This window comes from Vibrio glycogenivorans (genome assembly GCF_051660965.1).
Classification (GTDB): Bacteria; Pseudomonadota; Gammaproteobacteria; order Enterobacterales; family Vibrionaceae; genus Vibrio.
The window spans coordinates 502,322-519,792 of the sequence record NZ_JBPVIS010000002.1; the positions used below are offsets into that span (position 1 = coordinate 502,322).

Consider the following 17,471-nt stretch of genomic DNA (forward strand, 5'->3'; position numbering starts at 1 on the left):
ATCGGGTTAACTCAATCGTGTTAGCTAACCTGGACTACCACCATGTCTCCATGTTGAAGCCAAATGTCACTTCATCAACCGTCTCGCCACCGCTGCGCATCGCCTTGCCGTAAGCATCGTCACCACGGCTCCATTCATCGGTTGTCTCTGAGTAAGTCACGAATAGACGTAGTGTTGGGCGAGCCCATACGCCTTTGCCCGCTTGGAACATCTGAGCCAGTGTAACCTTGTACATTTCGTTGGTGCCTGCGCCATTCTGCGCTTCAACACTCTCAAAGCCGGCTTCAAACGCGGTGGCCATGTAATTATTCCAGCTGTACTGAGGACGAGCACCGACACTGAACCACTTCTCACCATCGTTGTTGTCTAGGTTTTTATCTTGGTAGGCAATGGAGTACATCACCTGGAAGTCTTCACTAATATTCAGATCACCATGGTTGAACACGCGCCAGCTGTGACCATCATGGTCGACACCGGTGCTGTATTTACGGTTTGAGCCACCCTCTGCACTCATCAAACCACCCGCCAGAGCATCCGTACCATACTGGAAGGCAAACGTGTTCGAGCCATATTGCCAGCCTTGGTTATAGAGAGCCGAAAGCATCGCACCTGAGGTGGTGATATCGTCCTCATCGTAGCTCGAGTTATGCGCCATCACATAGTTAAGGCCAAGGGTCAAATCACTTCGCTCGCCCAAAGCAATATCACTGAGACGAGCATCAATGTTGTGTAGGCTGCGACCATCAGCACTTGAATCCGGCGCCATCCACGCGATGTGTCCATTAGCAAAACCGAGATCCCAGTCCTCAAGACCAATACCCGTGTTCGAGGTATCCCAGTACTTAATGTCAATCATATGCACTTCATGACGACGATAAAAACGCTCACCAGCCCAAACCTTGGCATTAGGTTGACCGTCAATCAGGCCATGTCCCGCAGACCACATCTGAATAATGCTGACATCGCCCCAGTCTTGGCCACTGCCCAAGTAAAGCGTGGTATCAAAGTGGGCATCACCATCGCGCCACACATCCGCCTTAAGGCCGGCTTCCCACCAGTTCATTTCATTACCTAGACGGTAGTTACCGTAACCGCCGCTTGCGCGGATCACGTCGTTACGTTCACCCTTTCCAGCATTGTGCTCTTCGTTATCAGTGTAAATGTTGCCCCACTTGGCATAGCCAAAATAGGTTACATTTTCCACTGCCGCTAGACTAACAACGGGCGCTAAAGCGAGGGTAAGACCAAGCGCGCGTACAAACGCATTATGTTTCATGAATCGTCTCCATATGACGGATATTGGATTGTTATATTTTGTGTTGAGCCCTAACTCGAGACTGAGTGTAAAGACTTACTGGAAACGTTTTCATGACGAAGTTGGCATTTTGATGCAATTGAAGACTAATTTGCTTTAGAGTGTGATCAATATCAGATAAATGCCGATTTTACAGTACTAAATCGCTGAAAAACATCTATCGAGGACTGGAAACGTATTCAAAATTGAATCAAATTAGACAAGAAAAAGGCGGAAAGAAAAAACCCAGTGCTATTAAGCACTGGGTATATGAGACAATAGAAGGCAATACACAAGCTTTTGGCTCGGTAATGTCTCGTTGGAAGTTAAAGTTAGGGCCCAACGGAAACGCTTCAGTCTGTTTATTGGCCGATTCAACCAATAAACACAATCTCGAAGGCTTTACAGTACGAGTGTATCCATCAACAAGCAAGAACCAACTGACATTTCGTGAGTCAATAGTCCAAAAAGGCGGCAACCTCAGTAGCAGCATGCACTGACAGTGCATTTTCAGTCCTGTTTTTGCCGATTTGAGCCTGTTTATCGAGGGTGATTGGCAGGTAATAATAAAGCAATAACAGCGGGTTCTATCAATCACCATCTGCTTCAACCCACAACTGTAAACGTTTCCATAAGTGCGCGTTAGCTCACAGACAATCGGCTCGAAAAGTTTATTATCAGCGCAAAACGAATCATATTTAGGTGTGCGGTTATGACTGAAAAAGTTCTATATACACTGACAGGAACACGTTCTCAACTGATTGTCGAGGTAGGCGAGTATGCAGAAATACTCCATTGGGGTAAGCCTTATGCTGGCGATCTCACTCAAGCTCGCGCTGCGCTGCATCGCCCTGTGCCTTATGGGCGCTTGGATACTGATATTCCGGTAACGCTCACCCCTGAGCTCGGTCGTGGTTCATTCGGCAACCCAGCACTCGAAGGCCACAGACAGGGATACGACTGGGCTCCGGTAATGAAAGTATTCAAAGTTGAGCAAGATGATCATGGCCTAAAAATCTACTGCGAAGACACCCTTGCCGGGCTGGAGTTGATCAGTGAGCTTTACCTTGATCAGCATGATGTGATTAAAACTCGCCATACTCTGCGCAATATCGGCCAAGGTAGCTATCAGGTGTCGCGTTTGGCCAATACCTTGCCACTACCCGGCCGAGTGAAAGAGCTGATGACTTACCATGGCCGATGGGTGTATGAGTTTCAAACCAGTCGCCAAAAGCTCACCCAGGGTGGCTATCAACAAGAGAACCGTCGTGGCCGAACCTCACACGAACACTACCCGGCGCTAGTCGCTGGTACGGAGCACTTTAGCGAACTCTCTGGCGATGTGTTTGGCTTCCATTTGGCTTGGAGTGGCAACCACCGAATGCGCGTTGATATCAAAGCGGATGGTCGCAGAGTCATGCAAGGCGAAGCCATTTATCTACCGGGTGAAATTGACCTGAGTGAGGGTCAGTCTCTATCGTCACCTTGGCTATACGCCACCTATAGTGCCGATGGTTTGAACCAAATGAGCCACCATTTTCACAACCATGTGCGCAGCGCCATTCTCCCAGCCGAGTTCCGTGCCAAGCCTCGCCCTATTCACCTGAACACATGGGAAGGTATTTATTTCGAGCACGATCCACACTATATCATGCAGATGGCGACACAATCGGCGCAGATGGGCGTTGAGCGTTTTATCATTGATGATGGTTGGTTTGATGGACGCAACGGTGATGCGGCTGGATTGGGTGACTGGTTCTTAGATGAAACTAAGTATCCTGATGGTCTCGAGCCAATTATCGAGCATGTCAACCAACTCGGCATGGAGTTTGGCTTGTGGTTCGAGCCTGAGATGGTCAACAAAAACTCAGATTTATATCGCAACCACCCAGATTGGTTATTGGAAGTCAAAGGCTACGTCCAACCTACCGGCCGCAATCAATACGTGATTGACTTGAGTAATCAAGACGCGTTCGATTTTCTATTTCAGCGACTGGATTTCTTTCTTACCAAGTACAACATTGCGTACATCAAGTGGGATATGAATCGCGAGGTGGTTCAGCCAGGTCACCGCGGCAAAGCCGCTGGTAATGCTCAGGTTGAACGCTACTATGCATTAGTCGATAAGGTTCGCGCTCACCACCTTGATGTGGAGATAGAGTCCTGCTCGGCGGGCGGCGGTCGTATCGACTATGAGGTACTCAAACGCACTCACCGCTTCTGGGCATCCGACAATAATGATGCCCTCGAGCGCCAAACAATACAGCGCGGGATGAGCTACTTTTTCCCACCTGAGGTGATGGGTAGCCACATTGGCGCGAGTCACTGTCATAGTACGCGCCGCCGCCACAGTATTGAGTTTAGGGGGCTGACTGCACTGTTTGGCCATATGGGCATTGAGCTTGACCCGGTGAAAGAATCTGAACAGGAGAAACAGGGCTTCGAGCGTTACGTTAAGCTGCACAAATCACTGAGAGACCTGCTTCACAGTGGTGACACCTGGCGAATTCCAACCGATGATGATGCCCATCAAGTACAAGCGGTGATCGCTCAAGATCAATCTCAGGCTGTTGTCATCGTTGCACAACTGGCCATGCCAACCAATGCACTGAGTGGCCATCTCAGGATCCCAGGACTTGATCCCGAGGCGCTCTATCAAGTGTCGTTGATCGACCGGCCTGAAAATTACCAAGATATTGTCAACTACCAACCCCCATGGACCGTGGATGGCTGCCAGCTTACTGGCGCATGGTGCGGTGATATCGGCCTCACCATGCCAATACTGGATGCAGAAACCGCTGTGTTGATAAAGTTGGATAAGATTAACTAATCCATAATTTAGATAAATTAATGCCACCTTGGCCCACTCAGCCGTAGTGATTTTATCGCTACGGCCTTTCGTGTTTAAAATCAGTCAATTAACACTATCATCAATATATCTTACTGTTTTGTAATGCATTACATCTATTTGCATTGAATAAAATACCAAATACCCGCTCAAGATCTCACTTTCGATTTTTCGCTGGAAACGTTTCCATAAGAGCGTTTGCGATCACAGTAAATCACTACTTCACTCATTAGTATCTGTATCGAAACTTATAAATAAAAAGGCCAATGTTGCATGCTCTAGTTAGGAGAGCAGTGATAAGCCTAAGGAAACAAAATGTCTCAAAATATTAGCTTAAAAACCAAGGCCTCATACGGCCTAGGTGCATTGGGTAAAGACTTTGCTTGCGCACCGATTTACATCTTCCTCATGTTCTATTTCACCGACGTCGCCGGGCTATCAGCCGCCTTTGTCGGTACCATTTTCTTAGCCGCTCGTATCATTGATGCCATCACCGATCCTATGATGGGCGTCATCGTCGACAACACTCGCTCACGCTTTGGTAAATTCCGCCCGTGGATCGTGATTGGTACGCTGCTCAATGCGGTTGTTCTTGTCGGTCTGTTCAGCACCCATATGTTTGATGGTAAGGCACTGTACATTTACGCGGCTGCCGCTTACATCTTGTGGGGCCTGACCTACACCATTATGGATATCCCATACTGGTCATTGATCCCTGCCCTATCAAGCTCGCGTGAAGAGCGTGAGAAACTGGTGGTTTGGCCACGTTTGTTTGCCAGCCTTGCATGGTTTATTACCGGTACGTACGGCCTACATATCGTTGGTGAGCTTGGTAACGGCGACCAGGGTCAAGGCTTCTTTAATATGGCGATGCTGATTGCAGTGCTGTTTGTCATGAGTGCCTTCTTAATTGCCCGCAACGTCAAAGAGAAAACGGCAGCTGTCACCAATACGCCAGTTGAAAAATTCACTTTTAAAGACGTTCTGACCATCATCGGCAAAAATGATCAATTGAAAGCACTGATTGGTACAGTTCTGTCTTTCCAAATTGCCAACCTGCTGGTGGGTGGCTTTGCTATCTACTACTTCTCTTACGCACTGGGCAACCCTGAGCTGTTCCCTATCTACATGATGGTAGCGGGCGCTGCTGAGGTTGCGGGTGTATTCTTGTTCCCTCGTATCGCTGCGGCCCTACCGCGTAAAAACCTGTGGCTTATCGCGTGTGGCTTCCCAATCCTGTCATGCCTAGTGCTACTGATCATGGGTGTCATGGTACCGGGTAACGCAATGATGATTGGTGTCGCTGGTGCAGCGATCAAGTTCGGTGTTGGCATTGCTAACGCCCTGCAAACCGTTATGCTAGCGGATGTGGTTGACTACGGTGAGCACAAAACTGGCCATCGCAGTGAGAGCGTTATCTTCTCAGTACAAACCATGCTGGTTAAGTTTGCCGGTGCTGCGGGTGGCTTTATTGTTGGTGTGGGTCTGTCAGTCGTTGGCTACGTGCCAAACGTTGAGCAAACAGAGAGCACCATTGCTGGTCTGCACTTTATGATGGTAGGCCTACCTGCAATCCTCATGCTGATCAGTGGCCTAATTTACAAACGCTTCTACCACTTGCATGAAGGCTTCGACAAGCAAGCTTACCAAGCCAAGCAAAAAGTGGTAAACGCTCAACCTGTGGATGCTTAAATATTAAATTTGCTTTAATTCTTCCCTGATATTAGAAGCCATCTCTGCGAGATGGCTTTTTTGGTTTTTCGACATAGATAGCTAGGCCTAACCGCCCAACAACTTGCTAGAGTATCGCCACGGCTTTGACCTGAGCCCACACATACGAGCCTACCTTAAGCTCGAGCATCCTGACAGAGCGCCGCGTGATCAAAGCCAGTAAACTTTGGCCACTTTCCAGCTCCAGTGACAGCAAGGCCTCACCTACCGCCACATCTGGTACGATAGACAGCACCTTGGCTGCAAGTATATTGATTATCGATGAGTCGATCGCTCTCGAGGTTGTGATGCTGACGTCACTGGCCAACACCTCACAACGTACTTCTCGACCGATGGCAAGTGGTACACTGGCGATCCACAAGGCACTGCGACCATTAGTGAGCAGAGTGAGGCCGTCTTGACTATGCTCAGCGACGGCCATCTTAAGTAATGAGCGCTGTGCAGTCGCATCACGGCTATCGAGCATCATAGGTAAGCAGGCACTCACTTCACCTTGCTGCTTAACCTTTCCCTGTGACATCACCACCACATGATCGGCGAGTTTAATCACCTCAGACACGCTGTGAGTAACATAGACTATCGGTACCTGACTCTCTCGAGTCAGGGTTTCGAGATACGGCAGCACCTCGCTTTTTCTCGAGCTGTCCAAGGCGGCCAAGGGCTCATCCATCAACAAAAGCTTTGGGGTCATCAACAGAGAGCGGGCGATCGCTACCCGCTGTTTTTCCCCACCAGACAGTCCACTCAGCGAGCGCTTGAGAAGATCAGACAACCCAAGCAGGCTGACCAACTGGTCGAAGGTTTGCGCCTGCTCTGGCGTCATTTTGCGCCCTTGCAGGGCAAAACAGATATTCTGTTCGACATTTAGGTGAGCAAATAGCGCGGATTGTTGAAATACATAACCAATATTACGCTGATGAGTGGGTAAAAACGCCTTGCCGCACTTTGACTGCCACACCTCGCCATTCACCACCACTTGGCTGCAGCTAAGCCGCGACAATCCCGCCAGTGCGCGCAGCGTGGTGGTTTTGCCACACCCCGACTCGCCAAAGAGAACCGAAACCCCTTGCATCGGCAGTTTCAGGTCTTGTTTAAGCTCAAACGTGTCATAGCGAGCATTTAATTGCATCTCTATCATTAAATGCCCTCTTTTTGGGTCGCATAGCGATTGAGTTTGTTAGCGCTTAACAGGGCGATAAAGGAGAATACTAGCAAGGCCATGGATAGGTAATGCGCCTCGGCAAACTGCATCGATTCCACTAAGTTATAGATCTCAACCGACATTACTCGAGTTTCTCCAGGAATATTGCCACCAATCATCAACACAATGCCAAACTCACCCAGCGCGTGGCAAAAGCCAATGATCATCGCCGAAAAGACAAATGGCCATGACAAAGGCAGTGCCACCTTGACGAACACCCGCATTGGCGAGCAGCCTAGCGTTGCGGCGGCCTCAAAAGGCTCCTTGCCTAACCCCTCAAAACCATTACGTAGGGGCAGCACCACAAAAGGCATGGTGTGGATCACGCACGCCAAGACGATACCGCTAAAACTAAACGGTAAGGCGCCGATCCCCAAGTAACTCAGTGCCTGACCAAGTAGGCCATTGGGGCTAAACGCCACCAGCAGATAAAACCCAAGCACGGTGGCTGGCAAGACCATCGGTAGAGTGACTAGACTTGCCACCAACTCTCGGTAGCCAGACTGGGTTTGGGACAGCCACCAAGCAATCGGTACACACACCAGCAGCAATACCAAGGTGACGACCAGGGCGAGCTTGAGCGTCAAAAAAATGATGGACCATTCGAGCATAACGCCCCCTTAAGCGCCGCCTGGGATGCTGTAGCCAAAATCGGTGATGATCGTTTGCGCTTGGGGAGAGTGGATGAAATCAATAAAGTTCTGTGCGCTATCGCGATTGCGTGTCGACTTGATCAACACCGCGTCTTGCAAGATATTCGGGTATGAATCGCTTGGTACAATCCAGTAACTACCCTCTAGTGTACTCTCGGGATTTAGCACTTGAGATAGGGCTAAAAAGGCAAACTGGCTGTTACCTGTCGCAGCAAATTGATAGGTGGCATTGAGTCCTTTGCCATAGATAAAGCGCTTCTCATTGGCTTGATAGATACCAATATTTTGCATAAAGGCTTTGGCTGCCGCTCCGTATGGCGCGACTGCAGGCTCTGGCATGGCGACACGCCCGCTGAGTTTTGGTGGCTGATCAGAGCTAGGCTCCACCCAGTCGCTGCTTTGTGACCAGAGTACGAGCGTGCCCATGGCGTAGCTAAATCGCTTCTCAGCTTTGCCTTGCTCTTCTAGGTAGGTGGGTCTTGCTTGATCCGCCGAGAAAAACAGGTCAAAGGGCGCGCCGTGATCAATCTGAGTCGCCAGTTGGCCGCTACTGCCCGTCGACAGCGTGACCTTAATATTGTGCTGCGCCTCATAGTCTGCTGCCAGCTTTTGCATTGGCACATAAAAGTTATTGGCGACGGCTATCTTGAGTTCGCTCGCCGCTTGGGCGCTGAGCGTCAGCGCCATTGCGCTAATAAATACTAACCAGGTAAGAAAAAAACGTAATAATTTGCTCTTGCTTCCTTGCATAGAGACTCTCCTATAGTCCTTTAATCCATTCGCGCTGCAGGTACTGCTTAGCACGCTTATTGTGCAATGCTCTGATTGAGGGCAACGCCTCATCAAAACTGGCCGATTGCGGCGGTTTTTCATCGTGACGGATCAAGATGTGGAAACCTAACTCCGTCTGAATTGGCGCACTGATGACGCGATTGGGTAACCACTGCAAGGCCGACTCTAACTGGGGGTAAAGTTTCCCTTCTTCACACCACCCAAGATGACCGCCCTCTACCGCGCTCGGACACTCTGAGTGGCGCAGTGCCATGTTAGAAAAGTTGTCCAGTGTTAGCTCGCTATACAGCTGCTTGATCCTCTCCTCAGCCGCAGCAAGGGTATTCTCGGCAAAATCCTCATTGATAGTCAGCAGGATCTGACTGACATCCCAACAGCGCTTGCGTGAAAACTTGTCTTGATGGCGGAAGTAATACTCATACGCATCTTGCTGCGCCAGCTCGGGGATGTTGGTGCTGACCATGTCCAACACGGCATTGCACAATAGCTCTTGTCTGAGAATATCGCGTAGTGACGCCTCATCAATGTGGTGCTTTTCCAACATCATATGGTATTGATAGATATCACCACACTGCTCGACAATCTCCGTCATCGCCTGCTTGATTTGCTCATCATCAATGTGCACCACTCGCGCCTCGGCAGAGTTGCAGATTTTTCGTTGTAGGTTGAGCGTTTGCTCAGCCAAGTTATTGATATATTGCTGTTCATTGCTTTCTAACTCACTAAGGTTTAGCGCAAACTTCTCTTGCGCTAACTTCAAACACTGGTAGTGATGAGCCACCTTACTGAGGTCTTGATTGGTATTCATAGCGGTCCCTCGCTTAGCTCGCAATTGATGTTGAGGCCCCTTGGCTAGTCGCTTGCAATTGGCTAGGTGCTTGCAGCGCGCCTTGCGCCAGCCAAATCCAATGTCCTTTGGCGAGGACTAAATAGTTGATCAAACCCGTCTCCAGATCGCGCTTGATCTGACGGATCTCTACCCACTCGCCTTTCTCGGAGAAAATTTGACCGTTATGGGCTAGGCTCGCCGCTAGTCTCACCTTTTGCTTACGGTGAAACGGGTTCTCATGCCAGGGTAACGTGCTGCAAATCAGCTCTTCGTTGCGCACGCCAATCTCGCGATCCTCACTGGGAAAATAGACGCGATAGATAACCTGATCTTGGAGGAAGAACCCCATGCTGCGCACATAACCCACCTCTCCTGCCGTGACTAATCGCTTGCCCTTTCCCAGCTCTTCGCCCAGCGTGCCATCACTGCGGATAGTTCGCACTACTCTCACTTCATCGCCGATCTCAAAACGTATCTTGGTTTCCATACACATCCCTCATCATCATGCCTAGCCGGTTAAACTCTCATTGCAGTCATTGCTTTCATTGCTTTCACTGCAATCGTTGCAAGAACCACACCGACTTGGTGCTAACGGTGTGCGCTCACCCGCCCACACGCGATAGTAGGCCTTAACAAAGGCACGTTGATATTGACTAAAGGTTGGCTCATCGTCGCCCTCTAAAGGATAATTTTCTAGCTGCGTGGCAAATTCACGCAACAGAGCAACCCGCTTACTAGGCAGTTCGCTGGGGTCATAGTCAACACCAAAGGCGCTGAAATAGCTTTCGAGCGTGTCTAACTGCGCAATTGAATCACTTGCTATTTGGCTCATCCCCAACCTCCAGTGACTGCCTGCTGATACAAATTCTCAATCTCATGCTGAGAAGGAATGCGCTTATGCTGCTCACTCCAGCTTGAGAGCGCTTTAGCGAACTGGCGCTGCTGCCTGGCATCGGCTTGAATACCAAGCTGATTAAGTAGGGTTGATAGCGCTCGCCCACCAGAGTGCTTACCCAGCACTAAGCGATGCTCTCGACCGACAATTTGAGGGTCAAACGCCTGATAGTTGGTTGGATGCTTAAGCATGCCATCGACATGAATGCCCGACTCATGGGTAAACACCTTGTCACCGACTATTGATTTATGTGGTGCATAACCTTGACCCGAGCAGCGTTTGGCCAGCTTACACAATGCCGGCAACTGCGCTAAATCGATGCCAGTCTTGCGCTGCTTTAACACTTCTAAGGCCACACTTACCTCTTCTAACGGTGCATTGCCCGCACGTTCACCTAGGCCCATTAAAGTGGTGTTGACTGACTGAGCCCCCGCTGACACGGCCGCCAACGCATTGGCAGTGGCCAAGCCCAAATCATTGTGTGGATGGGCTTCAACCGGCACCGAACTGGCTTTAACCAGGCGCGACATGCGCTCAAAAGTGGAAAATGGGTCTAAGATCCCAAGCGTATCGGCAAAGCGCAATCGATGAATCCCAACTGCCTCTGCAGTCTGAGCTATTAGCGCTAAATCGTCATCAGTAGCCCTAGAGGCGTCTTCAAGCCCAATGCTGACCTTAAGCCCTGCGTTAATTGCCTGATAGCTTAAGGTGCACAACTTATCAAGCATGGCATCAAGGCTAAGACCCAACTTGTATTTCAGCTGCTGCTCGGAGGCCGGGAGTGAAATATTAATCCAATCCGCTCCTGTCGCCATACAGGCATCAAGGTCTGGCTGAGTCATTCGTGACCACACCATCAACTCAGCATCCGGAAGGGCTTGTCTAATCAAGTTAATTCCGTGGCACTCTGCACCGCCCATCGCCGGAATACCGACCTCAAGACTGGTCACCCCCGCCTGATAAAGCGCTTTCGCCAAGGTGAGCTTTTCACCGGTGGTGAAGGCCACCCCTGGACTCTGCTCCCCATCGCGCAGGGTGGTGTCGTTAATCACGACTGGCAAGCTTTGCTCCATCAACACTCCTTAGCCATACACCGGCGCAAAATCTTCATCACGACGCTGATTCTTATCACTGTCCCAGTATGGGGAAAGGTCACGCAGCTGAGCGACAATCTCAGGGAGGTGCTTAAGCACCTGTTCCACCTCTTCTTCCGTGGTGAACTTGGACAGCGAGAAACGCAGTGTGCCATGAGCGGCGGTCAGCGGCACCTTCATCGCCTTCATCACATGCGATGGCTCTAGGGAGCCCGATGTACACGCTGAGCCTGACGAAGTGGCAATACCCACTTGGTTAAGCAGCAACAGTAGTGCCTCACCTTCAATATACTCAAAGGCAATATTACTGGTATTCGGCACGCGGTGATGAATATCCCCAGTGACAAAGCAGTGGGAAATGGTGTCAAGCAGGCCAAGCTCGAGCTTATCGCGCAGCGCCTCGATTTTCGCGCTGCAGTTAGCCATCGACTCCAGTGCGAGTTCTGCAGCTTGGCCCATCCCGATAATCGAGGCAGCGTTCTCTGTGCCCGCACGCCTGCCGCGCTCCTGGTGCCCACCACGCAGCAGCGGGCGGAACTTGGTGCCGCGTTTTAGATACAAGGCGCCGACCCCTTTCGGCCCATGAAACTTATGCGCCGAGATAGACAGCATATCAATGTGCGTATCGGCAACGGTGTATTTGATCTTACCGGTAACCTGCACCGCATCGACATGCACCTGGATCTGATACTGCTTGGCTAGGCGCGCAATGCGCTCAACTGGGAACAGAGTACCGGTCTCATTATTGGCCCACATCACCGACACTATCGCGACATTTTCACTTAACGCATCGATAAGCTTTGGCATATCCAATCGGCCTTGTCCATCGACGCCAATCCAGTGCACCTTGTAGCCTTTGCGCTCAAGGTATTGGCAAAGCGATAATGTCGCAGGGTGTTCAACCACACTGGTGACGACCTCTTTTCGCTCCGGAAACGCCTCCAACGCCGATAGAATCGCGGTTGCCGTTGCCTCTGTCGCTGAGCCGGTAAAAACTACCTCACTATCAAGCTCAGCACCGAGCAAGTCTGCCACCTGCTTGCGGGCTTTCGCCACGGCTTTACCCACTTTAGCACCCACCTGGTGGATAGATGACGGGTTGCCGTAAAGCTCACTCAAATAAGGCAGCATCGCCTCGAGCACGCTAGGGTCAATTTTGGTGGTGGCGTTGTTATCGAAGTAACAAAACGGTTGAGTTGTATTAGCCATGGTGGGTGCCCTCAAGTTGTGATTCTTGTGCGACTGGGAACACGGTGATGCTGCGCCCTAAGCGTTTGGAGACCTTGTCTTCGATATTTTGCGCTGTCATGCCGGCCATACCACAGCCTGAGCAGGCCCCCTCGAGTGAGATAAACAACAGATCGTTGTCAAACTCCACTAGGCTGACCTGACCACCGTCTGCCTCGATAGACGGACGCACTTCTGCCAGTACCTGCTCGACCAGCTCTAAGTCGCTCATTTCCCCGTCTGATAGCTCGACCTGTGCCAAACAGTCCTCGAGCACCAGCTCAATCTTCTCATGACACGATGAGCAGCCGCCCCCGGCTTTGGTATAGTTGATCACCTCATCAAGCGTCGTGAGCTTGTTTTCACTCACAACTTTGCGGATCAGCACATCATCGATGGCAAAGCACTTACAGATCAACTCACCCTCTTCATGGTGGTCGCTGACCTCCTCACCGCGATAATTGGCGATCGCCGCTTCCAGCGCCTCCATCCCCATGACTGAGCAGTGCATCTTCTCTGGTGGCAGGCCATCCAAATAGTCGGCGATATCCTGATTGGTTAATTGACTCGCCTCATCGAGGTTTTTTCCGATAATCATGGTGGTTAGCGCCGATGAAGAGGCAATGGCACTGCCGCAACCAAAGGTTTGAAAACCCGCGTCCTGAATCACCTCGGTATCCGGTTCGATTTTAAGGGTCAGGCTCAATGCATCGCCGCAGCTTAACGAGCCCACCTCACCGATGGCGTTCGCTTCCTTGACCACCTTGGCGTTATTGGGGGAAAAAAAGTGCTGCTTCACTTTGTCTGAATAATCCCACATAACCACTCCTTAGATTTAAAATTTGCTGATGAATTCCCTCTCCCATTCAGTTGCAAAGAACGATCCAGCGCACAATTTTTAATCCAGTTCTCCAGATTGTCGTGAGGAGTTCGACGTTTTTAGCCTTGTATTGCTGGCGATAGGCGCCTATATCGGCTTTTAGCAGGGCATTTTGCAATGATTTGTATAAAGAGAAGTCAGATAGAGAAATGGGAAAAGGTTGTCGAGTTTGTCACTGGTTTGTCCTAAAGCCGACAAGGACACTTGTCGGCTTTAGGACAGGGCCCCTATTACCAGGGTAACAAGTTACTCATATAACAAAGAACCCGGGCAATAAGCGATTTAGGCCGCAAACGTAAAGCAGTTTTTGCTGCAGACCTTATCGCAAGATTGGCAACCGATGCAGTCAGAGTCGTCTTTGACCGTCATGACCATGACCAACTGATCATCGCCATAATCGTCCTCAATCTCTGATTCAATCAAATCAAACACACTGCGCGAGCAGACGTTATAGCAGCGCCCACAGCCGATACAGCGCGATTCATCAAGTGCACTGATGTATTGAGGCGTCCATTCCTGGCCTCCTTTCGTTTTTCCTAGAGTGATATCCATATTATCTCCTACTTTTACCAAGGCTCATCAAGAAGCGAATCAAGGTACGCCTCTCGATCAAATTTTTGCGCTTTTGCTTCCGCAACCGCTCGCTGCAGCCAGCCCTCACTGGGGTTGTCGATCTCAAATTGAATTTTTACCAAACACTGCTTTATCGCCAGTCCGGCATCGACCCTGACTGGGTAGGTTTTGTTGGCAAGGAGCTGCTTTAATGCTGAGGCCCCGCAGGCATTACAAAATACCGCGTGGCAGTCAGATAAGGCGGATACGCGCTCGGTTAAGTGCTGATGCGCGGTCTCATTGAGCGAGAACTCGAGTGCATTAACCAAGCGCGATTCGTTTTGATTGATCTCGTAGATCAAAAAGGTTCTCGCCTGACCAAAGTGTTGGTCAACGCTCTGGCGATCATGCGTCGCAAACGCCACCTTAAGCAGAGGCTCAAAGTGGTCATCGCCCGCCGCTATCTCTAGTTTACGCTTCCACATGGCTCACCTCACTTGGTGTAAAGTGATAGGCACTGACATGAGGGCTAACCTCTTGCTTGTGGTGGCTCATCAGGGTATTGGCTAGGCGAAACGCTTGCGCTCGAACCCCCTCGTAGCCAAGCTGTAAGATGTCGGTGTTGCCAAACTGGTTAAAACAGGGGTAGCCAATTTTAACCAGCGGCGCCTGACCTTGTACAAACGGCTCGAGGTGCGAGTTGCCCAACACAAGGTCGAGCTGATCAAGACAAGTATCGAGCTGAGACATATCGCCCACCACCACCGGCAGCGCCGGCTGCTCACACCACGTGGCCGCATAGGTGGTGACTATCATGCGTCGATTAACGCCAAGTTCACCGAGCAGTTGACTGTAGCCATAGGCAAGATCAGGCTCAGCGACAATCGCCACCGGTGTATCCGAGAGCACAAAGTGGGTATCGAGCATCGCGTCTTGAGCGCGCTGCCTTGCTCGCTCAATCCAAGTAGGTACTGTTTTTTGCGTGTACTCGGCAAGCTGGGTGACCCATTCATCCGTGCCGACAAAGCCCATGTCTATGCTTAGATAAGGAATAGCAAAACGCGCCTCGAGCCACCTTGCAGTGGCAAGACACGACTCCCCAAGCACGAGCGTTAAACCACTTGAGGAAACCTGCTCGACTTGGCTTAACTTAGTGCCACCGGTTGATGTGGGCGAGTAATCTTCGCTCTCAAGGTGGCCATCGAGTGACAGCGACAGGTCGGGAAGGAAAATCGGCGTCAGTTCAAACGCCTCAAGGTAACGCGCGAGCAAATCAATATCAGCGGTGGTGGTATAGACGGAGCACAGCACGTTGACCTGGCGCGAGTCGCTGTAGGTCGGTGTTGGGTTGGCGTACTGTTTAACTACCGACTCCACCAGCTTAGCAAACCCTGTCTCCATGGTGCCCTTAAAATCGGGGGTCGAGACCGGAACGATTTTAATCTCTGACCATTCGGGATGCGCGACTTTAAAGTTCTTGATCGCCAGCCAGATATCACAGCCTTGCATCTCAACTAGGCCTGAAGTTAATACCGTAATGCATTCAACGTCTTTATGTCGGCACAGGTTTTCCAGCGCAATCTGCAAGTTCTCTTCAGTGCCCATCACCGCAGCGACCTGATCAACCGCGGTATTTTGAATTGGAAACGGCTCACGAAAATGCGAGATCAAATACACCTTGCTAAACGCACTGCAGCCTTGAGAGCCGTGGATCAATGGGATGGTGTGATCAAACCCCATTGAGGCCAAGGCGGCGCCAGTGGCGGCGCTAGTTTTAAGTGGTTTAGTCGAGAGCGCGCTATTTTGAGTTCGGATAATCGTCATGGCTAGGCCTCCTTGCTAGAGAACGTTTGAGCGAGTTGGATTGGCGTTACCTTGTCACAGGCTTGCCATGGCGGCGCCTTACGCGCATGCTGCCAAACCGGGCTTTCCAGTGTCCGCACCAGCTCCTGCGCTAGAGTCAGCATACCTCGGTACCCGGCATAAGCGTGCTCGCGCTCCTGGTTGATGTCGAGGAATGGGATCTTGGCCTTGATTGCGGTGTACATATTGCGTCCCCCAGCAATCATAATGTCAGCATCGTGCGCATAGCAGCTGTTGAGCAGATTAGTCGCGCCGCCTTCATCGAGCATTAGGGCCTCCTCACCCATGATCTCCTCGATGCGCTGTTTGTCTGCCGCGGTCGATTTCTTGGTGCCAGTAGCAATCACCTTGATGCCAAGCTCCTGCAACGCTGCCACCACAGACCAGGACTTGACCCCGCCAGTGTAAAGCAGTGCACGCTTGCCACTCAGGCGCTGCTTATACGGTGCTAACTGCTCGCGAATCGCCTGCTCTTCACGCTCAATCACCTGCTCAACATGAGCGGTGAGTTTGGGATCATTGAGTAGCGCTGCAAATTGACGCAGCGCTGAGGAGGTATCTTCAATCCCATAGAAGCTGCCCTCAAACCAAGGGATATCCCAGCGCTCCTCAAGCTTACGCGCCACATTGATCTGCGCGCGCGAACACACCACCATCGCCGCATCAGCGCGATGCATGGTTTGGATTTGATGAAACTGGGTATCGCCCGCCATACAGCACAATACGCGTAAACCAAGCTCTTCAAACAGTGGTGAAACATGCCAAAACTCGCCCGCGATATTGTACTCCCCAATCAACACGATATCGTGCACGGGGCGGCTTTGATCATGGCGCATCAACGGCTTTGTTGGCGGCTCGGCGGTGCCGACCACCTTATCGACCATCACCTCTCCTGCAATTCGGTTACCAAAGTTCTTACTGCCATAAAAACCGGCCGCGTCCACCGCGATACACGGCATTTGCCAGCGTTTTTCCGCCAAGCGACAGATCGCCTCAACATCATTGCCCTCTAGTGCGGGCACGCAGGTGACATAGACAAACACCGCCGGTGGTTGATGGCGTTCGATAAGCTCTTTGATTGCATGGAGCAGACGTTTTTCCGCCCGTCCCATGATCACATCTTGCTCGTTTAGATCGGTGGTAAAACCATAACGAAACAGATCCGAGGCACTTGAGCGAGTGCCGCGGTTATCCCAGCTATTGCCAGCACAAGCAATCGGCCCGTGGACCAGATGACCCACATCGGCAATTGGCAACAAACTGATTTGAGCACCATCAAAACAGCACCCTCCTGCCGTTGCGCCGGGGACGGGGCGCGAGCAACCGGTTTTTTCCCCTTTATTGTGCTCGCACGCGGGCTCATCTTGTAACTCTGAGCGCTGTTTTTTATCCATTGTGACCTCCCAATACAAAGTCATTTACTACGCGTTTTCTCGCTATACATTTATTAGGCGCTGCAAGAGTCAGACCAAACATGACATAGGTCACACTATGCTTGGAGCCCTTTAAATCCGGTGCTTCTAAGTTTTGGTGGGTCGACACAAGAGACAATTTGTCGGGTTTACGACAATCCCAGAAGGGCTAACAAAGTAAGGCCAGCATCTTGCTGACC

16 protein-coding genes are annotated in these 17,471 nt (G+C 50.9%); 2 read left to right on the forward strand and 14 right to left on the reverse strand.

Features of this window, described 5'->3' with window-relative positions; all coding sequences use genetic code 11:
• Positions 1–34: 34 nt before the first annotated feature.
• A complete protein-coding gene (locus ACSTTG_RS06985; RefSeq protein WP_438474254.1) occupies positions 35–1,276 on the reverse strand; it encodes a carbohydrate porin in 1,242 nt (413 codons plus the stop codon).
• A gap of 730 nt (positions 1,277–2,006) precedes the next feature.
• On the opposite strand from ACSTTG_RS06985, the gene ACSTTG_RS06990 reads away from it, so the two are divergent.
• Both ACSTTG_RS06990 and melB read left to right on the forward strand, forming a co-directional pair.
• Positions 2,007–4,124, forward strand: a complete 2,118-nt coding sequence (locus ACSTTG_RS06990) for an alpha-galactosidase (RefSeq protein ID WP_438474255.1) — start codon at positions 2,007–2,009, stop codon at positions 4,122–4,124.
• A 333-nt stretch (positions 4,125–4,457) separates the two neighbouring features.
• Positions 4,458–5,834 (forward strand): melibiose:sodium transporter MelB, encoded by a 1,377-nt coding sequence (melB, locus tag ACSTTG_RS06995; RefSeq protein WP_438474256.1) that lies wholly within the window; start codon positions 4,458–4,460, stop codon positions 5,832–5,834.
• Between the two features lie 106 nt (positions 5,835–5,940).
• Here melB and modC read toward each other — a convergent pair whose 3' ends face one another.
• The 13 genes from modC to nifE form a co-directional block, all read right to left on the reverse strand.
• Positions 5,941–7,011 (reverse strand): molybdenum ABC transporter ATP-binding protein, encoded by a 1,071-nt coding sequence (gene modC, locus ACSTTG_RS07000; protein WP_438474257.1) that lies wholly within the window; start codon positions 7,009–7,011, stop codon positions 5,941–5,943.
• Positions 7,011–7,685 carry a molybdate ABC transporter permease subunit gene (gene modB / locus ACSTTG_RS07005; protein WP_438474258.1) on the reverse strand — a complete coding sequence of 225 codons (675 nt, stop codon included), beginning with the start codon at positions 7,683–7,685 and terminating at the stop codon, positions 7,011–7,013. The genes modC and modB overlap by 1 nt, the downstream gene beginning before the upstream one ends.
• Before the next feature lie 9 nt (positions 7,686–7,694).
• Positions 7,695–8,477, reverse strand: a complete 783-nt coding sequence (gene modA, locus ACSTTG_RS07010; protein ID WP_438474259.1) for a molybdate ABC transporter substrate-binding protein — start codon at positions 8,475–8,477, stop codon at positions 7,695–7,697.
• Positions 8,478–8,487: 10 nt separating this feature from the next.
• A complete protein-coding gene (locus tag ACSTTG_RS07015; RefSeq protein WP_438474260.1) occupies positions 8,488–9,327 on the reverse strand; it encodes a peptidylprolyl isomerase in 840 nt (279 codons plus the stop codon).
• Between the two features lie 13 nt (positions 9,328–9,340).
• Entirely contained in the window at positions 9,341–9,835 is a 495-nt protein-coding gene (locus tag ACSTTG_RS07020; RefSeq protein WP_438474261.1) for a nitrogen fixation protein NifZ, read from the reverse strand.
• Positions 9,836–9,856: 21 nt separating this feature from the next.
• Positions 9,857–10,180, reverse strand: coding sequence for a nitrogenase-stabilizing/protective protein NifW (locus ACSTTG_RS07025; RefSeq protein WP_438474262.1), 324 nt, complete (start codon positions 10,178–10,180; stop codon positions 9,857–9,859).
• On the reverse strand, positions 10,177–11,316 hold the full coding sequence (gene nifV / locus ACSTTG_RS07030) for a homocitrate synthase (protein ID WP_438474263.1): 1,140 nt from the start codon (positions 11,314–11,316) through the stop codon (positions 10,177–10,179). Before nifV ends, ACSTTG_RS07025 begins: the two co-directional genes overlap by 4 nt.
• A gap of 9 nt (positions 11,317–11,325) precedes the next feature.
• The gene (nifS, locus tag ACSTTG_RS07035) at positions 11,326–12,546 is read right to left on the reverse strand and encodes a cysteine desulfurase NifS (protein WP_438474264.1); all 1,221 of its coding nucleotides are present in this window, start codon (positions 12,544–12,546) and stop codon (positions 11,326–11,328) included.
• Positions 12,539–13,384 carry a Fe-S cluster assembly protein NifU gene (nifU, locus tag ACSTTG_RS07040; RefSeq protein ID WP_438474265.1) on the reverse strand — a complete coding sequence of 282 codons (846 nt, stop codon included), beginning with the start codon at positions 13,382–13,384 and terminating at the stop codon, positions 12,539–12,541. The genes nifS and nifU overlap by 8 nt, the downstream gene beginning before the upstream one ends.
• Positions 13,385–13,726: 342 nt before the next feature.
• Positions 13,727–13,996: a ferredoxin III, nif-specific gene (gene fdxB, locus ACSTTG_RS07045; protein ID WP_438457958.1), complete on the reverse strand. Its 270-nt coding sequence runs from the start codon at positions 13,994–13,996 to the stop codon at positions 13,727–13,729.
• Positions 13,997–14,010: 14 nt separating this feature from the next.
• Entirely contained in the window at positions 14,011–14,481 is a 471-nt protein-coding gene (locus tag ACSTTG_RS07050) for a NifB/NifX family molybdenum-iron cluster-binding protein (protein WP_438474266.1), read from the reverse strand.
• On the reverse strand, positions 14,468–15,820 hold the full coding sequence (nifN, locus tag ACSTTG_RS07055) for a nitrogenase iron-molybdenum cofactor biosynthesis protein NifN (RefSeq protein ID WP_438474267.1): 1,353 nt from the start codon (positions 15,818–15,820) through the stop codon (positions 14,468–14,470). Before nifN ends, ACSTTG_RS07050 begins: the two co-directional genes overlap by 14 nt.
• Positions 15,821–15,822: 2 nt before the next feature.
• Positions 15,823–17,253, reverse strand: coding sequence for a nitrogenase iron-molybdenum cofactor biosynthesis protein NifE (gene nifE / locus ACSTTG_RS07060; RefSeq protein ID WP_438474268.1), 1,431 nt, complete (start codon positions 17,251–17,253; stop codon positions 15,823–15,825).
• Positions 17,254–17,471: the final 218 nt, after the last annotated feature.